This is a genomic window from Rhodococcus sp. H-CA8f (assembly GCF_002501585.1).
Lineage (GTDB): Bacteria > Actinomycetota > Actinomycetes > Mycobacteriales > Mycobacteriaceae > Rhodococcus_F > Rhodococcus_F erythropolis.
Map to the genome: position 1 here is coordinate 52,826 of NZ_CP023721.1, position 14,066 is coordinate 66,891.

Below are 14,066 nucleotides of genomic sequence, written 5' to 3' on the forward strand. Positions count from 1 at the left end.
GCGCGCCCGGGTCGCTTGTTTGTGTGTGTTGCCGTCGTTGTCGGGGCGCTCGTGTTGGGGTTTGGTGGTCCTGCGGTGTACCGGTGGGTGGACGCACGATCTGCAGAGAAGGCGGCAGTGTCGATGGCAACGGACCTCGGGTTGCAGCTGTCCGACGACGACTCGGTGCTGTACTCCGAGACATACCCTTCGTTTCCCGACTCTTCTGCGTTCTTGGTCATCGAGTCGAATTCACCAGAACGGGCGGCGAACCTTCGGACTGATTCGGGGCTGATCTCCTGCGCCCCAACCGTTTCCTATGACCCGGACCAAGTGCCATCGGGATTCCGTCCAGCCTCGTCGGAAGGGTTGGTAGCGTGCGAGTCCCCGGTGACCGGCCGAGGCTACTTGCGAGCGGTGTGGAGTCCAACGGCAGGGCACGACAACCGAATGTTCCTGTCGGCAATTCAGATGTGAAGCTGGGGAACCGAAGCTGCTGGAAGGTCCGCTGAGGATGCGTCAGCGACCCGATCTGTCGGGCAAACCGTCCGGGGAAATATGGCCGAAGATCTCGATTTAGGTTGTATCCGTTCGCAATAACGGGGCGGTTATGTCGTCGACGGACTTATCGGTGCGGAGCCCTTTGTACGACGGGTGACGAAGTGCGTCGCCGGTGTACTCGCGGTATTCGACATCGCAAATAAGCAGTGGCTCAACCCATCTGACATTTCTGGCCACAGAGGGTGGCGGGGCGACTGCGAACGGGCTGGTGGGGCGTTCGAGTTCGTGGAGTTGCGCCCAAAGGTCCCGCCGCGTCCGGGCAGTGAAGCCGGTGCCGACATGCCCGAGTTGGATCAAGGAACCACTATCGTCGTGGGCGCCGAGGACCAACGATCCGATTCCGCGGCTAGCGGTTCCGGAGCCGGGCAGGTATCCACAGATGACGGCGGTGGTCTTCGCTCTGACCGGGCATTTGATCCACCGTGGGGACCGCTTCCCCGGCTGGTACGTCGAGTCCGTTCTCTTGGCGACTATGCCCTCGAGATGGTGTTTGCGGGCCACCTCGAGCATCGCGGCGCCATCGATGTCGAGCCAGTGCGGGGGTACGACGATCCGGTCGCCGATGAGACCCAGATCTTCGAGCACTGCCCGTCGCTCGAGGTACGGCAGCGGCATCGTCGATTCGCCGTCGACCGTGAGGACATCGAACGGGTAGTAGGTCACTGGAACAGATCTGCGGACCTGTGCAGTCGGGGCCTGCACGTGCATGCGTCGCTGCAGAAGCGAGAAGGATGGGGCCCCGCGGGCGTCGAGCGCGACGATCTCCCCGTCCAGGACCACTTCACGGTTGCCGAGCTGCTCAGCGAGCGCGTCGACGATCTCGGGAAACGACCGGGTGATGGCGTTTCCGTTGCGGGACCACAGGACCGGCGCGGGTTTGCCGGTGGCGGCGATCGCTCTCAATCCATCCCACTTTTGCTCGAACGCCCAGCCCTCCTTTTCTGGTGGTGGTCCGAGGGTCGCGAGCATCGGTTGGACCGGCTTGCGGGCACTCATCTTTCAAGTGTGCTCACCTTCGCCCTTGTTGGTAAGGTTTTCGCCCGATTCGCGGGGTCGGCTGCCATCGTGGGCAAGGCCCTCCATTCCATGTTCTGGCGTGGGTTCCGGTGTGACCGTCGCCGAGGCTTCCGGCGCGGCGACTCCCAGTTCGAGACATTTGGTCAACAACCTGTTGGCCAAATTCCCGACCGGAATCGTGTACGCCGGAAGTCGGTCGACTTGGTCGGGCGCGGATCCACCAAATGATCGACAGCGTCGCCGACAGCCTCGTTACTGCCGAGGCTGGATTCACGACCGCGCAGAGTGCGGTGGGCAGTTCCCGGTTCAGCTCAACGCGTGGTTCGGTGAGAATTCGTCGAGGTAACCGCTGTAGCGTCGAACCATGAGAATCGCGCCCCATGCCGATAGGCCTGACGCGCCGCTCGCCGTGCTGGTACCGGGCGAAACCTGTTGCCTGACGGTGCAGCCCGTCGAATCGACTCATCACAAGGTTGCCTCACCTCCGGACACTCTGCACCGCTAGTGTGGCCCAAGTCGACGAGACACCCACCTGCCAGACCCCGACACACGGCATTCGACCCTACGAGGAGGAACAATGTTCAAGGGTTTCAACGATATTGAAGAGATATTGGCCGCAAACGAGAGCAGTCCACAACCCTGGTACCGCCACCCGAGGTGTGAGCTCGAGGCTGCGAGGATCGAAACTGAGGTCATCGACGGCCAGTACTTTGTCGAATCACGTAACCGAGTCCGAGGCATGGAAGAACTAGGCCGCATTTTCCACGCAGTCAAAGCCGATCGCTACGGCGAGTTGCAATTCCTGTTCGGCGGCGACCCTTTCAATACCCTCGACGACGCCCGAAACGCCCTCTCCGAGTTCCTCCGCCGCTAGCCACTTCGACCCGGAAGAGGACTGCCAGTCCAAGCCTGCGTTGCCGCTCAAGCGCCGCCGAAGATCTCCTCAAATTCTCTGGATCACCGCAGCTCAAAGAGTGTTTCGCCAATTTCCTTGCGTGCATCTCGTTCTGCTATTTGCGCACCCTCGCTAAGCTGATGAGTTCTCAAACGAAAGGCATCACACGATGGCGCACAACTTCTTCGACGACCAGAACTTCGCTCGTATCGCGGCAGAACAGGCAGCAAAGATCGACACGAACGGCATTCGAGATGCGGTTCTGCAGAACGTCACCCCGTACGACACGAACGCTGCGCAGCAGGCCATACAGCAGAGCATTTCGGCATTCAATACGGTGGATCTGATCAACTGGCAGAGCCCGGCGCACAATGTTCTCGCTGGCATCACCGAACAGCTCACCGCGCCTGCGTTCGATCAGATGCAGATCGCCCTGCGCGACCTGAACGGTCCTTGGCTGGACTCGATCTCCGCTACCCTCGACCCGATCGGTGACGCCGAATGGCTCAAGCCCTATTTGCAGAGCGTCGACACAGTGACCGTGCTCGACACCGTCTACTCAGCACAGTCACCGATCGTCGAGATGGTGGCGCAGATGAACGACACCGTGCGTGATCAGTTCTTCCTGTCGCCGACGATGACGGAGTCAGTGATCAGTTCACAGTTCGCGTCGATGGTCGACGCCATCGGCGATCTGGTGACTCCGGCGTTGATAGGACAGTTCCGGGACTCGGTGATTGCCCCGAATGTGTCGTCCGTTCTGGACAACATCGCCAAGAGCGCCGACGACGATCTGATCGAGAAGATCGAAGGGTTCCTTGCCAACGTCTCGGACGAGCAGGAAGCGTTCGTCGAGAACCTGATCGACGCCAATCCGACCCTGAAGGTCAAATTCCAGGGCGCGATCGCGAGCCTGGCTGGGAAGATCGCGACAACAGTGGATGAGCGGCAACTGGGTGCTGGGCTCCTTATGTTTGCAGTCACCGCAGTCATTCATACGGTGTTGATGGTGGCACCGGAAGAGGCCCGTGAGCAGACGATGCAGTTCGTGACGATCGCCGCGTTTGTATACGGGGTCTACTTTTTTCACAGCAAGAAATAGCGACTCCAAACCGGCACTAGGACTGGGCATTTCGGTCTGGCTCGCCATCTCGGCATGAACTGAACCGGCGGTGAGCACTCGCAGTGAATGAATCGCGCTGCAAGTACTCACCGCCGGTTTTCCTATCCCCCTCCATAACTTCCTAGAACCTTCACCGCTCTGGCGCAGCATTCCCACCGAACGCCTGAAAAGAGGTCGGGCACGTCGGAGGCGCCTGCGATGATGAACCCGTGACCAACAACCCGGCCAACCCAGCCTCCCCGTCGGAGCAGTCCATGCTTGCGGAAGCGCGCGCAGAAGTCGCCCAGGCCGACCACAAGGCGAGTCTGGTCCTGACCGTACTCGGCATCGGTTTCGGTGCGATCCTGGGCGGCATCCTCGCCGGAAGCTGGAAACCTGATCAGTACCACGCCCCCGGCGAACTCATCTGGTGGCTAGGAGCCCTCGTCGCCCTCGCCTCAGTGCTCTGCGCCGCCTCCGCTGTCTGGCCGCGGTATTCGTCCCACGACGCCTCCGAGGGAATCTTCTACTGGGGACACGTGGCGACATACGACAAACACTCCGAATTCGTGACCGCGCTCGACAACTCACCTCCGGCGGACACCGACCGCACCCGCCACCAGCTCTACCGCCTGTCACGGATCGTCGCACGCAAGTACAACCTCGTCCGCTGGGCAATGAGCCTGGCAGGCACAGCCGGAGTCCTGTTCGCAGCAGCCGCGCTCACCGGCTAGCAATCAACCCGAAGGAAATCCTATGTCTCTCGCCGAACGGCTGAAAAACTATGTCGCAGATACACACCGCGATCCATGGACGACCCGGCAAGGACGGACCGTGCCCAGTACAGACGACATCACACTGTCGAACGACGCCGTCAAACTCGAAGGCACCGTTCTGTACGCGGACCTTGCGCACTCCACGACCATGGTCGACTCTGAACCCGATTGGTTCGCCGCCGAAATCTACAAAAACTACCTCTACTGCGCCGCCCACATCATTCGCGAGTTCGACGGCATCATCACCGCCTACGATGGCGACCGGGTCATGGGCGTCTTCATCGGCGACATGAAGAACACGAACGCCGCGAAATGCGCGCTGAAAATCAACTACACCGTCAAAAAGATCCTCAGACCAGCGCTCGCGGCGAAGTACCCGAAGTCGACGTTCGTGCTCGAACAACGCGTCGGAATCGACACCTCCAACCTGTTCGTCGCGAGAACCGGGATCCGGGGAAGCAACGACCTTGTCTGGGTCGGCAACGCCGCCAACAACGCCGCAAAAATGGCAGCCCTACCCACGTCCTACCCGTCCTACATTTCAGCAGCCGTTTACAACCGACTCGATCCGGAATCGAAGTACTTCGACGACATCACCATGACCGACAACATGTGGACCAATCTGGGCGATTCCGACCTCGGATACGTCATCTATGGCTCCACCTATTCATGGGTGCTGTAGTGAACCCGACCGATCACATCCGACTGGTCGCCCCCTCCATACTCCCAACGGCGACAAAGCATTTCCAGTCTCCACCAGGCCCGGAGTGCGAGATCGACCCTGACAAATGCACGCCGGGAAACAGAGTGGCCAAAATCCGAACAACCTGAGACGAATCGCTGACCTCGCCACCTCGACCCTCCACTGCACGACATGCCCCCCAGCACCCCACCCGAAGGAATTCTGATGTCGCTCACCGATGAACTGAAGGCCTACGTCGCGAATACACACAACAATGCGTGGACGACCCGCGACGGAACCACCGTGCCAGATGCCGACGACCTCAAACTGTCGAACGACGCAGTCGAGCTCGAAGGCACCGTTCTCTACGCGGACCTCGCACACTCCACAGACATGGTCAACAGCTACCAGAATTGGTTCGCCGCAGCGGTTTACAAGAACTACCTCTACTGCGCAGCGCGAATCATCCGCCTGCACGACGGCGTGATCACCGCGTACGACGGCGACCGCGTGATGGGCGTCTTCATCGGCGACTCCAAGAACTCGAACGCCGCGAAATGCGCGCTGAGGATCAATGCAGCCGTGGTGAACATCCTCAGACCCGAAATCAAAACCCGCTACCCGAGTATTTCGTTCGAACTCGAACAGCGAGTCGGCATCGACACCTCCGATCTGTTCGTCGCAAGAACTGGAATCCGAGGCAGCAACGACCTCGTTTGGGTGGGAAAAGCCGCGAACAACGCCGCGAAAATGGCCGCACTCCGCACCTACTACCCGACCTACATTTCCGAAGCGGTGTACACCCAGCTCGATGCCCACACTACGTACAGGGACAGCACCAACCATCGTGACGACATGTGGACCAATCTCGGAACCTCTGATCTCGGCTACGTCATCTACGGATCTCGATACAACTGGCCGTTCTGAGCCATCACCTTGACTCTGTCCTCTCGCCGGTCGGAGAAACTTCAGGCTCGTCGACGCACACCCATCAGCTCCACGAACGATGAACGTCACGCACACTTGCTGGGAGGCAGACAATTTCGAAGCTCGCGCGGCTACTTGACGATGAGCCCGTTCAACGATGGACTGCAACCGTCGCCACCGCCCTGTTCCCTCTGGTCGTTCTGCCTTCACAGATCAACCGGACCGTCGTCGACGCCTCGGCGTGGAACTGGGCACTCCTCATGATCCTTGCCGGGGGGACATACGCAGTCGCCAACGACGCCATCACCAAGTGGCGGAGGCATTTTGCTCGCAGGAAGCAGATCTGATCACAGACGCTCATTCGAGCCGTTGCACCCCGGCCGACAAGACTTCCGAGATCGCCCTCTGCCCTCGAACATCTGCCGTAATGTCGGCCTAACCAGCATTCCTGTCGACAAAGGGGGCCTTATGCGTTGGTTGCTGTCCATGCTCATCGTGGCCGGTCTTGCGGGAGCATTACCGTTGGCGACTTCCGCCCCTGCCTATGCCTGCTCATGTGTCTACGCCCCCGATGGACCTGAGATCGTCGAACAAGTCTCGCAGACCGCATCGGTCTTCACCGGGACCGTGACGGACAAACGCGAGCGCGAACCCATGTGGATCTACGAATTCGATGTGCGCGAAGTCTTCTCGGGGGACGTCGGCCCGACGGCGACCGTATCGGCATACGAGCTGAGCGCTTCCTGCGGCCTCAGTTTCGAAGTCGGGACCGAATACATCGTTTTCACCTCCAAACGCGAAAACCCCGCAGCGTCATGGTCGGTGAACAGTTGCTCGGCGACTACTCAGTCGACCAACGACCGAACACGTGCTGCCGCAGTCACCGTCTACGGAACGCCTCGGACAATCGATCCGCAGTCGAGTGTGGGCAGCGGCGACGGCGAGAAGTCCTTGTGGTGGGTACTCACCGTGATCGGTGGTATCGCCGCGCTCGGCATAGTCCTGTTTGTCTGGCGATTGAGATTGCCCAGACGCTGACAGGCCGCGGGCCTCCCTACGGGGCGCCCGAGAGTTGATAACTGATGTACTTGTAACCCCATTCGAGGTAGGCAGTCGACGTTGCCTGGCCGCGGATCTGGTCGTTCTGCCACTGGTAGACAGGAAGACCCAGTGGGATCGGAAAGGAACTCACCCGTTCGAAGGTGTAGCTCGTGCCATGCCCCTGCGAGTACCGCTGGTCGAGCTCTTCACGACTGCGTGGCGGAAAATTGCTGATCAGGTAGGTGCGACCAAGGGATGTCATCCGCTCCGGCGGTGCGAATACATTGGCACTGCGAAAGGCGGAAGCAAAATACAGATAGACCACCGCGACGATGGCGACCAGCGCCACCACGACGATCTTCGACGTGCGAGGGTGCGACAGCGACATGGTTCACCGTACAACGGGAAACGGACCATGCACCTCACTGCCACGGAGTGGCATCGTGTGGGTCAGCCTCCAGGTGGCGGAGTCCAATGGCCCAGGTTCGCAGGGATTTCCGTGGGCGGACGATAGTCTTCTCCGATGGGCGAAGGTCGAACATCTGGCAGCAAGTCCCGCAGGACTGATGCAGTGGTCATTTGCCTGTTCGTCATCGTCCTTGGCATTGTCGTATTCGCGATTGCGCTGGCCGCTCCGTGGATGGGCGCACCTGGCAATTTCGCGGGATTGTGCGCTGAGCGCGCACCGTGGGGAACTCCGGAGAACCCGCCTTACCCGGGGCCAGCCGGGGTGCGCGCGGTTCGGTCGTGGTGGCCGATCGGGGTGACATGTGACGGCCCTGACCCAGGCAATGGTTTGAATGTCATTGTCCAGCCGAAGAACTGGGGTCCGACGGTCGTGGCGTACATTTCGCTCGCACTCACCTTCCTGGGCGCGTTCACACTGGCGGTGCAGTTGAAGCGCCCGGTAGCTCTGTAGCGACAGGCGAGCGACCGGGGTTTCTCGGCGCCCCATCGACCGCGGGCAACACACAGAACCCCTCTCACAATGCACGTGGCAGATAGAGCACGTCTTCGCTCTGCACCGTCAGGTTCATCACCGCCTCGTACGCCTCCGGAAGTGGTAACCGACATGTTCCACCGACCGGAAATGCCACCCTTACAGCGTTTCCCGCGCCATCGACCAGCCACACCACAGGTGCAGGAATGCTCGAGACTGTGGGGCACTCGCCGAACCATGGCGATTTCAGGGAGTCCCGCTTCAACTGTGCCACTACACGCGCCATGTCCCCAGTTAGGACCGTCCGCGAAAGGATCGCCTCACTGAAATCGTCTGTGTATCTGATGAATTGACACACCTCGACGGATGTGGGCTCAAAGTGGTCGGGAACCGTGCCAGCAGGGGGTAAGGGATCCGATGGCGGCTCGGGCGACTGCACCGGTCCCGGGACCGCCGCGGCGAGGATCTCCGGCGCTGTACAGGTGGCATGATCGACCGCCAATCCTGTCGGCAACGACGCGGGGGCGCGGCGTTCGTCGAGGGTGCGGAACGAGATCACTCCTCCGACTGTGAGTGCAGCGATCACAACTGCCGTGGTGAGGCTCGTCCGTAATCGCTGCATAGCCAACAGTAGGCCCGCGCTACCTGAACTCAGGACACGCTCGATCTCACCTTTCATCGCGCTGCAGTCAGATCCGCCGCCGAGTCCGCGCATTCCTCGAACCACGGGGCAAGATCGACAGGCACTAGTGTGGTGCGCTGGTCGCGGCGGCGGCGATGGCTCACAGCGCGCAGGGCGAGGCCGGTTCGCTGCCGCCGGTGGCGGCGTGAATTTCCACGCATCCACGCTCGTCTGTGGCTGGTCGACCGCGCATACCGGAGAACTCGCCTTCGCCGACAACCTTGCTCGTTTCAGCTAATCATCGGCGACCTGTTATCTATCTGTGACAGTGATTCACGTCTCCCGTTTGCATATTGCGACAATGCAGGTAAAGCGCCCAATTCTGGGTGTTCAGTCACGACTTTCGCCTCGCGCGCTGCGGTATCGACGCACAGTTGAACATTCATCAATCCGGTTGATTGGTACTTTCCACTCCATGATCAGCGATTTGGCAGCAATCGATAGCGGGAGGGTGCGATGAGAAGGCGCGGCGCGTCACCACTGCTACTGAGTGCACTGGTGTCCATCGGGCTGATCGTCGTACCCGCAACGGTGGCGTCAGCGGAAACCCCGGCGGAGCGGTGTGCCCGCGAAACCTCCGCCTACAACAGTGCGTGGGCAGCAACATGGGCTGCCTCGCATCCAGGGAATACCGGCCCTGCCCCGTCGCCGCCGGTGCCGTACGTTTGCCACGATCCGGGCACCGCCCCGACGACTACGACAGCACCTCCCATGACCACCCAGGGATTGCCGACGGCACAGTCTCCAGGCGGTGGCCCGAACGTCGGGGCGAACGCGCCGACGAACTTCCCGACCTACAACGGAACACCGATCGTTCCCGTCCCTGGTTCGCCGCAACCTACTGCCCCACCGGAAACCGGTACGGAGAACCCGTCCGCACTGACGATTCCGACCACCACCGGCCCGGTACCACCCACGGGGTCGTTCTCGGATCTCGGCCGAGCCGACGCCAAAGCGGGTGGACTTCCCCCATATGCAGCGTGCGGATCGTCGAGTGAACGAAAGCAGATCGGCGAGTACACCGTTCAGGGCGGGCGACGCGCATACATGGTCTGCGGAAACCGTGACTACGGGTTCGAACACATCAAAGGCCGACACATGCAGGACTGGGCGAACAAGGGCATGATCACCGGCGACAAGTGGATGGACCTGATGGACTACTCGATCGAGGCGACGCTGCTGCATCCGGAAGCGTCGTCGCAGCGGGACGGGAAGACGTGTTACGCACGCAAGATATGGATGTACGACAAACGCAACGGGGAGATGACCGGAAATTTCTTCTGGTCCAACGTCATCGTCAAGGACTCCAACGGAGACATCATCACCGCATACCCGACGTCAGGAGCGCACCGATGCATGTGACCGGCCGCCATCGGCCACGAGCAATCGTGATCGCCGCAGTGTCGACACTGCTGACAATTACAGTGATGACCAGTGCGTGTAGTCGCACACCAGAACCCTCACCACACGACGACGGAGCGCACATGTCATCCTCGCAGCCGACCAGTGGCAGCGTGAACCTCACCGCACTGCGCGCACCCAGAGTCCTGGACGCGGCACTTCCTCCGGCTTTTCGAGGGCTGCACGCGAATGTCGTCGACGAAGACGACTCAGCTCGGTACTTCACCGTCCTCTACACCCCCACGGAACAGTCCACTGAGGTACGAGCAAGTATTCAAGTCACCGCTCTGGACCGCCCGGTGTCCGGCGATGACGCCGAAGCAGAGGCTCAGCTCTACGGGCCGCCGGTGTATCAGCAGGCGCCGGTCCCTGAGCAGTACCGCGACCGATACGGGCAACACAGCTTCGTCACGACCTCGCACGACCTCGACACAGTGAAGTGGTCCCTCACCTCGGACTCGTTGTATATCAGCGTGAGCTTTCCGGAAAATACAGTTCCAGAAGCCGAACTGTGGAACCTTGCCGACGAGATCTTGCGACTTTCTACGTCGAGCACATAGGAAGTCCCATTGACATGCTGCGTCTGAAGCGACGATGCGGCGTACCAGGTTCGCGTAACCCGTTACACCGCATCGTCTCTCGTGTGGTCAACGGTCAATTACAAGCTAGGCCACAACACGACTGCACTATGCAGCGGTCAATGTGGTTCCCTATTTCGGTCCGCACCACCCAGACGGCTCCGATCACCCGACTGTCATGTCATGACGGACAGTGTCCTCGGCGAGGACGCAACCGCATCGCGGATGGCAGATCAGTTCTCGGCGAGTAGCGCGGCTACGTCCAAGTCATCCGGCCACTGCATCGACTCTGTCGGTATCGACTGCACACCGGCACCTCTCACCCAGATGGTCCCCTTGGCATCGGTCGTCACAGCGGGGTTGGTGGCGAAGATCGGTGTGCTCTTCACCGGTTCGAGAGTGCCCGCATCCAACAAAGTGAAGAGCCAGAACTGGCGGCGGGTGCGGTCGTAATCCACCGGACCGGGTAGAGGCCACCATCCCGTTCGTGATGTCCCACATGGGGGGTGCCCGATGATCCACACGAAGTTTCCGACCTGCCCGCCGTGGAAGGGGTTGCCGTCGAGTTGTTCCATCGAGCCGAGAGTGAGATCGGGGAGGACCTTGGATGCAGTCCCACTGCGGAAGATCCGTAGCGGCGTTCCTGCGAGGTACGGCGATGCTCCTCGTCGACCTGGGATGGTCGGCAATTCTGGGCCTACGGTCACGTCGCCGGACACGTGCACCCGAATCAAGCACTTACTCGTCCCTATGTCGGTGTGAAGCTGCTCGATCAGAACGACGAAGGACTCGCCATCGACGGCGATCGATCTGACGTATCCATCCGGCACGTCCACCACGACCGGCTCGTTGCCCGCGGTGTGCAGCGACCACGTCGTTCCGGACGGGCAGGCCAGAAAGTGCTCGCCGATCACTGCTCCCTGATGCACGGAGCGAGGATTGACTCTCCGAGGTTCCTCACCGGTCACGCACCGGTACAAGCCTCCTTTGCCGCCCACCCAACATTCCGTCGGGGTGGCCCACACGTGCCTCGAGTATCCGATCGGGCCGGGCAGAACATGCTCGCGCGCAACACGATCGGAGTCGACGCTCACCACGATCGGCAATTCCCTGTCCACGACCCACAATGTCTCACCCGATGCCGACACGTCGCCGGGGACGATCGACGGGCGGGCGGGTACGGGTGGTACGTCGTCGAGATCGAGATCGACGACGACACCCACTTCATGGTCCACCTCGACGAGGTCGTCGCGCATGAACATGTCGTGGTCGAAAAAGCGTGGCGCCGCCTCGACGTCACGGAATGTGCGGTGGCCGGGCACGATGTGCCATCCGTGATTTTCCGGCGGGCGCCGATAGCGTTCGGTGACCAACTGAACTCGGGTCACCCGACCACGCACATTCGTCGGGGTGTCGTGTCCCATCACTCCGTAGAAGCGTCCGGTGAGTTCAACGTTGCCGGTACGCGGTGTGAAGCCTCGCCAAGACGCCGTCCACCCGTCACCGCGCAGGATGCCGTTCCATTCCCACCTGCGCGGCGAATCCGGCCCGGTGTACTGAAAAACCGGGTCGCGAGTGCTTGCTTCGAGGAGCGCGTGAATCGTCACTGTGTCAGCGTTGGCTGCAGGTTGTTCGGCGAAACGAAGTGGGAATTCGATCACCGCGCCCAGTTTCGGCGGCTCGATTTGGCCGTCTTCGATCGCGATTTCGTCGATCTGCACGACAAGCGTGCGTTGGCGCGTCATGCGCCTTTCAGTGGAGTCATACACCCGACCGTACCAATTTGTGCCGCTCCGTGTCTGTTTCTGAACGTGTTTGCAGGACGGCAGAATTCGTACCAGCTGCCCTCCAGCTTGGCGCTTCAGCGTTGTTCGGCGTAGCAGCGTGATTCACAACCAGCCCTGCAAGCCAAACCCGTCGGGTTGGCTCAGGTTCACGTGAGCCGTTCGCGGTACTGGCGCATCTTGCTCCGCGCACCGCACGTGTTCATGTCGCACCAGGTCCTCGTCTTGGAGCGTGAACTGTCGTAGAACACCCACCGGCAGGCGTCCGAGGCGCAGGTCCTGACCCGCAGCCCCGGCCCGCTCAGGCCGTGAAGCAGGAGCGCCCCGACTGCCGCTCCTGCGGGTGAGACCGGCTGCGCACCCGACGGGATCAGCGCGAGCCGACCGTCGTCGTCGACATGGGGTCCCGCCCAGTGTTCCTGCGCGAGCCGGTTCAGGGCGGACCGCGCTGCCGTGTCAGTGCGGTCGGCCAGGAACGCGCGCATGACCTCACGCGCGCCACGCAACGAGACGAGATGCTCGAGCGTGGGTTCCCCGTCCCATCCGTGCCGGACGAGCCACTCCCGCCCGCCACGGACGGTCGCCAGTGCGTCGGTGCCGTGCAGCAGCGTGGCGCTGTTGCAGAACTCCTCGACGACGCGCAGCTCTTCGGGCACGGCGGACTGGGCGGTGTTCACGCGCTCAGCAGTCTGAGGAGTTCGCCGGGCTGATCCTCCGGCACCATGTGTCCGGCTCCGTCGATGATCGAGAACCGCGCGTGATCCGGAAGTGCCGTGACGAGCCGCTGGGCGTAGTCGACACCGAGCCACGCATCGTCCGCACCCCAGATCACGTGGATCGGAATGTCCAGCAGCCGGAGTCGGTCCTGCAGCTCGTCGGTGTTGTCCTCACCGCCTTGGGCGTACTGCTGGTAGAACGCCCGTGCCCCTTCAGCGCCTGCCCACTGGCCCGTGTACGAGGCCAGGGCCTCCGCGCGCAGACCCACGTGGCTGCCGGACCGGATCTTGGCGTCGATCAGGGCAGCGCTCGCCCAATCGGGGAGCGCTTCGAAGACCTCGGGGTGCTGGTGGACGGTCTGGAAGAACCCCCCGGTGCCCCACCCGCTTACCGTGGCGGCATCGATGAGCGTGAGCGACTCGAAGGGCACGTCGTGTAGGAGCGTGGCCCGCAGCGCGACCGCGCCGCCGACATCGTGTGCCACGACCCGAGGCGCGGATACCCCCCAGTGTTCGAGGAGATCGACGAAGATCGTCGCCTGCTGTCGGAGGCTCACATCTGGCGCGGTGCGGGTCGACTGTCCGAATCCGAGCATGTCCCAGACGTAGACCCGGTGATCACGAGCGAGCACCGGGGCGATGTCCCGCCAGATGTACGAAGAGAAGGGTGTGCCGTGCATCAGGACGAGCGCTGGTCCGTCGCCGACCGAGCTCCATCGCACCGTGCCGTCGCCAACGTCGAACCGCTCGGTGAGCGACCAATCACTCATGGAGTACCCCTTCATTGTTACCGTCTTCATTGATTAGACGGTAACAGAGAGGGGCGGGCTACGGCAGTTGACGGCCACCATCGATCGTCCCGCCATCTGCCTGATCGGCGGCCGTCAGCGACGTCATGGCCAGCAACATTTAGTTCTGCCATCGCCGGGAGGTCTTTATGTTCCACGCGAATACGCGTCTCATGCCGGTCGGAAGCCCGGACACA

General features: G+C 61.6%; 16 protein-coding genes. 10 read left to right on the forward strand and 6 right to left on the reverse strand.

The window, feature by feature from the left end:
• Window positions 1-555 precede the first annotated feature (555 nt).
• On the reverse strand, window positions 556-1,536 hold the full coding sequence (gene ligD, locus CPI83_RS29135) for a non-homologous end-joining DNA ligase (protein WP_232816961.1): 981 nt from the start codon (window positions 1,534-1,536) through the stop codon (window positions 556-558).
• Between the two features lie 385 nt (window positions 1,537-1,921).
• Here ligD and CPI83_RS30835 point away from each other — a divergent pair, with 385 nt between their 5' ends.
• The 7 genes from CPI83_RS30835 to CPI83_RS29175 all read left to right on the forward strand — a co-directional run bounded on the left by CPI83_RS30835 (window position 1,922) and on the right by CPI83_RS29175 (window position 6,977).
• Window positions 1,922-2,062 carry a hypothetical protein gene (locus CPI83_RS30835; protein ID WP_157920648.1) on the forward strand — a complete coding sequence of 47 codons (141 nt, stop codon included), beginning with the start codon at window positions 1,922-1,924 and terminating at the stop codon, window positions 2,060-2,062.
• Between the two features lie 72 nt (window positions 2,063-2,134).
• Window positions 2,135-2,431, forward strand: coding sequence for a hypothetical protein (locus CPI83_RS29145; RefSeq protein WP_097388335.1), 297 nt, complete (start codon window positions 2,135-2,137; stop codon window positions 2,429-2,431).
• A 190-nt stretch (window positions 2,432-2,621) separates the two neighbouring features.
• Window positions 2,622-3,554, forward strand: coding sequence for a hypothetical protein (locus CPI83_RS29150; RefSeq protein WP_097388336.1), 933 nt, complete (start codon window positions 2,622-2,624; stop codon window positions 3,552-3,554).
• A 230-nt stretch (window positions 3,555-3,784) separates the two neighbouring features.
• Window positions 3,785-4,288, forward strand: coding sequence for a Pycsar system effector family protein (locus tag CPI83_RS29155; protein WP_097388337.1), 504 nt, complete (start codon window positions 3,785-3,787; stop codon window positions 4,286-4,288).
• A gap of 100 nt (window positions 4,289-4,388) precedes the next feature.
• Complete coding sequence (locus tag CPI83_RS29160; RefSeq protein ID WP_232816962.1) at window positions 4,389-5,012, forward strand: adenylate/guanylate cyclase domain-containing protein; 624 nt, start codon at window positions 4,389-4,391, stop codon at window positions 5,010-5,012.
• A gap of 225 nt (window positions 5,013-5,237) precedes the next feature.
• Window positions 5,238-5,939 carry an adenylate/guanylate cyclase domain-containing protein gene (locus CPI83_RS29165; protein WP_097388611.1) on the forward strand — a complete coding sequence of 234 codons (702 nt, stop codon included), beginning with the start codon at window positions 5,238-5,240 and terminating at the stop codon, window positions 5,937-5,939.
• Window positions 5,940-6,407: 468 nt separating this feature from the next.
• Window positions 6,408-6,977 carry a hypothetical protein gene (locus CPI83_RS29175; RefSeq protein WP_097388340.1) on the forward strand — a complete coding sequence of 190 codons (570 nt, stop codon included), beginning with the start codon at window positions 6,408-6,410 and terminating at the stop codon, window positions 6,975-6,977.
• Between the two features lie 16 nt (window positions 6,978-6,993).
• Here the strand turns inward: CPI83_RS29175 and CPI83_RS29180 are convergent, their stop codons facing one another.
• Complete coding sequence (locus CPI83_RS29180; RefSeq protein ID WP_232816963.1) at window positions 6,994-7,368, reverse strand: hypothetical protein; 375 nt, start codon at window positions 7,366-7,368, stop codon at window positions 6,994-6,996.
• A 135-nt stretch (window positions 7,369-7,503) separates the two neighbouring features.
• Here CPI83_RS29180 and CPI83_RS29185 point away from each other — a divergent pair, with 135 nt between their 5' ends.
• A complete protein-coding gene (locus CPI83_RS29185; protein ID WP_157920649.1) occupies window positions 7,504-7,899 on the forward strand; it encodes a hypothetical protein in 396 nt (131 codons plus the stop codon).
• A gap of 64 nt (window positions 7,900-7,963) precedes the next feature.
• Here CPI83_RS29185 and CPI83_RS29190 read toward each other — a convergent pair whose 3' ends face one another.
• Window positions 7,964-8,479: a hypothetical protein gene (locus CPI83_RS29190; protein WP_157920650.1), complete on the reverse strand. Its 516-nt coding sequence runs from the start codon at window positions 8,477-8,479 to the stop codon at window positions 7,964-7,966.
• Window positions 8,480-9,058: 579 nt separating this feature from the next.
• Here CPI83_RS29190 and CPI83_RS31115 point away from each other — a divergent pair.
• Together CPI83_RS31115 and CPI83_RS29200 are read left to right on the forward strand one after the other, a co-directional pair.
• Window positions 9,059-9,964, forward strand: a complete 906-nt coding sequence (locus CPI83_RS31115) for a hypothetical protein (RefSeq protein ID WP_198586388.1) — start codon at window positions 9,059-9,061, stop codon at window positions 9,962-9,964.
• Between the two features lie 122 nt (window positions 9,965-10,086).
• Window positions 10,087-10,563 (forward strand): hypothetical protein, encoded by a 477-nt coding sequence (locus tag CPI83_RS29200; protein WP_157920651.1) that lies wholly within the window; start codon window positions 10,087-10,089, stop codon window positions 10,561-10,563.
• 251 nt (window positions 10,564-10,814) lie between these two features.
• Here the strand turns inward: CPI83_RS29200 and CPI83_RS29205 are convergent, their stop codons facing one another.
• The 3 genes from CPI83_RS29205 to CPI83_RS29215 form a co-directional block, all read right to left on the reverse strand.
• Window positions 10,815-12,326, reverse strand: coding sequence for a DUF6578 domain-containing protein (locus tag CPI83_RS29205; RefSeq protein WP_097388344.1), 1,512 nt, complete (start codon window positions 12,324-12,326; stop codon window positions 10,815-10,817).
• Between the two features lie 188 nt (window positions 12,327-12,514).
• A complete protein-coding gene (locus CPI83_RS29210) occupies window positions 12,515-13,042 on the reverse strand; it encodes a CGNR zinc finger domain-containing protein (RefSeq protein WP_097388345.1) in 528 nt (175 codons plus the stop codon).
• Entirely contained in the window at window positions 13,039-13,851 is an 813-nt protein-coding gene (locus tag CPI83_RS29215) for an alpha/beta hydrolase (protein WP_097388346.1), read from the reverse strand. Before CPI83_RS29215 ends, CPI83_RS29210 begins: the two co-directional genes overlap by 4 nt.
• Window positions 13,852-14,066 lie beyond the last annotated feature (215 nt).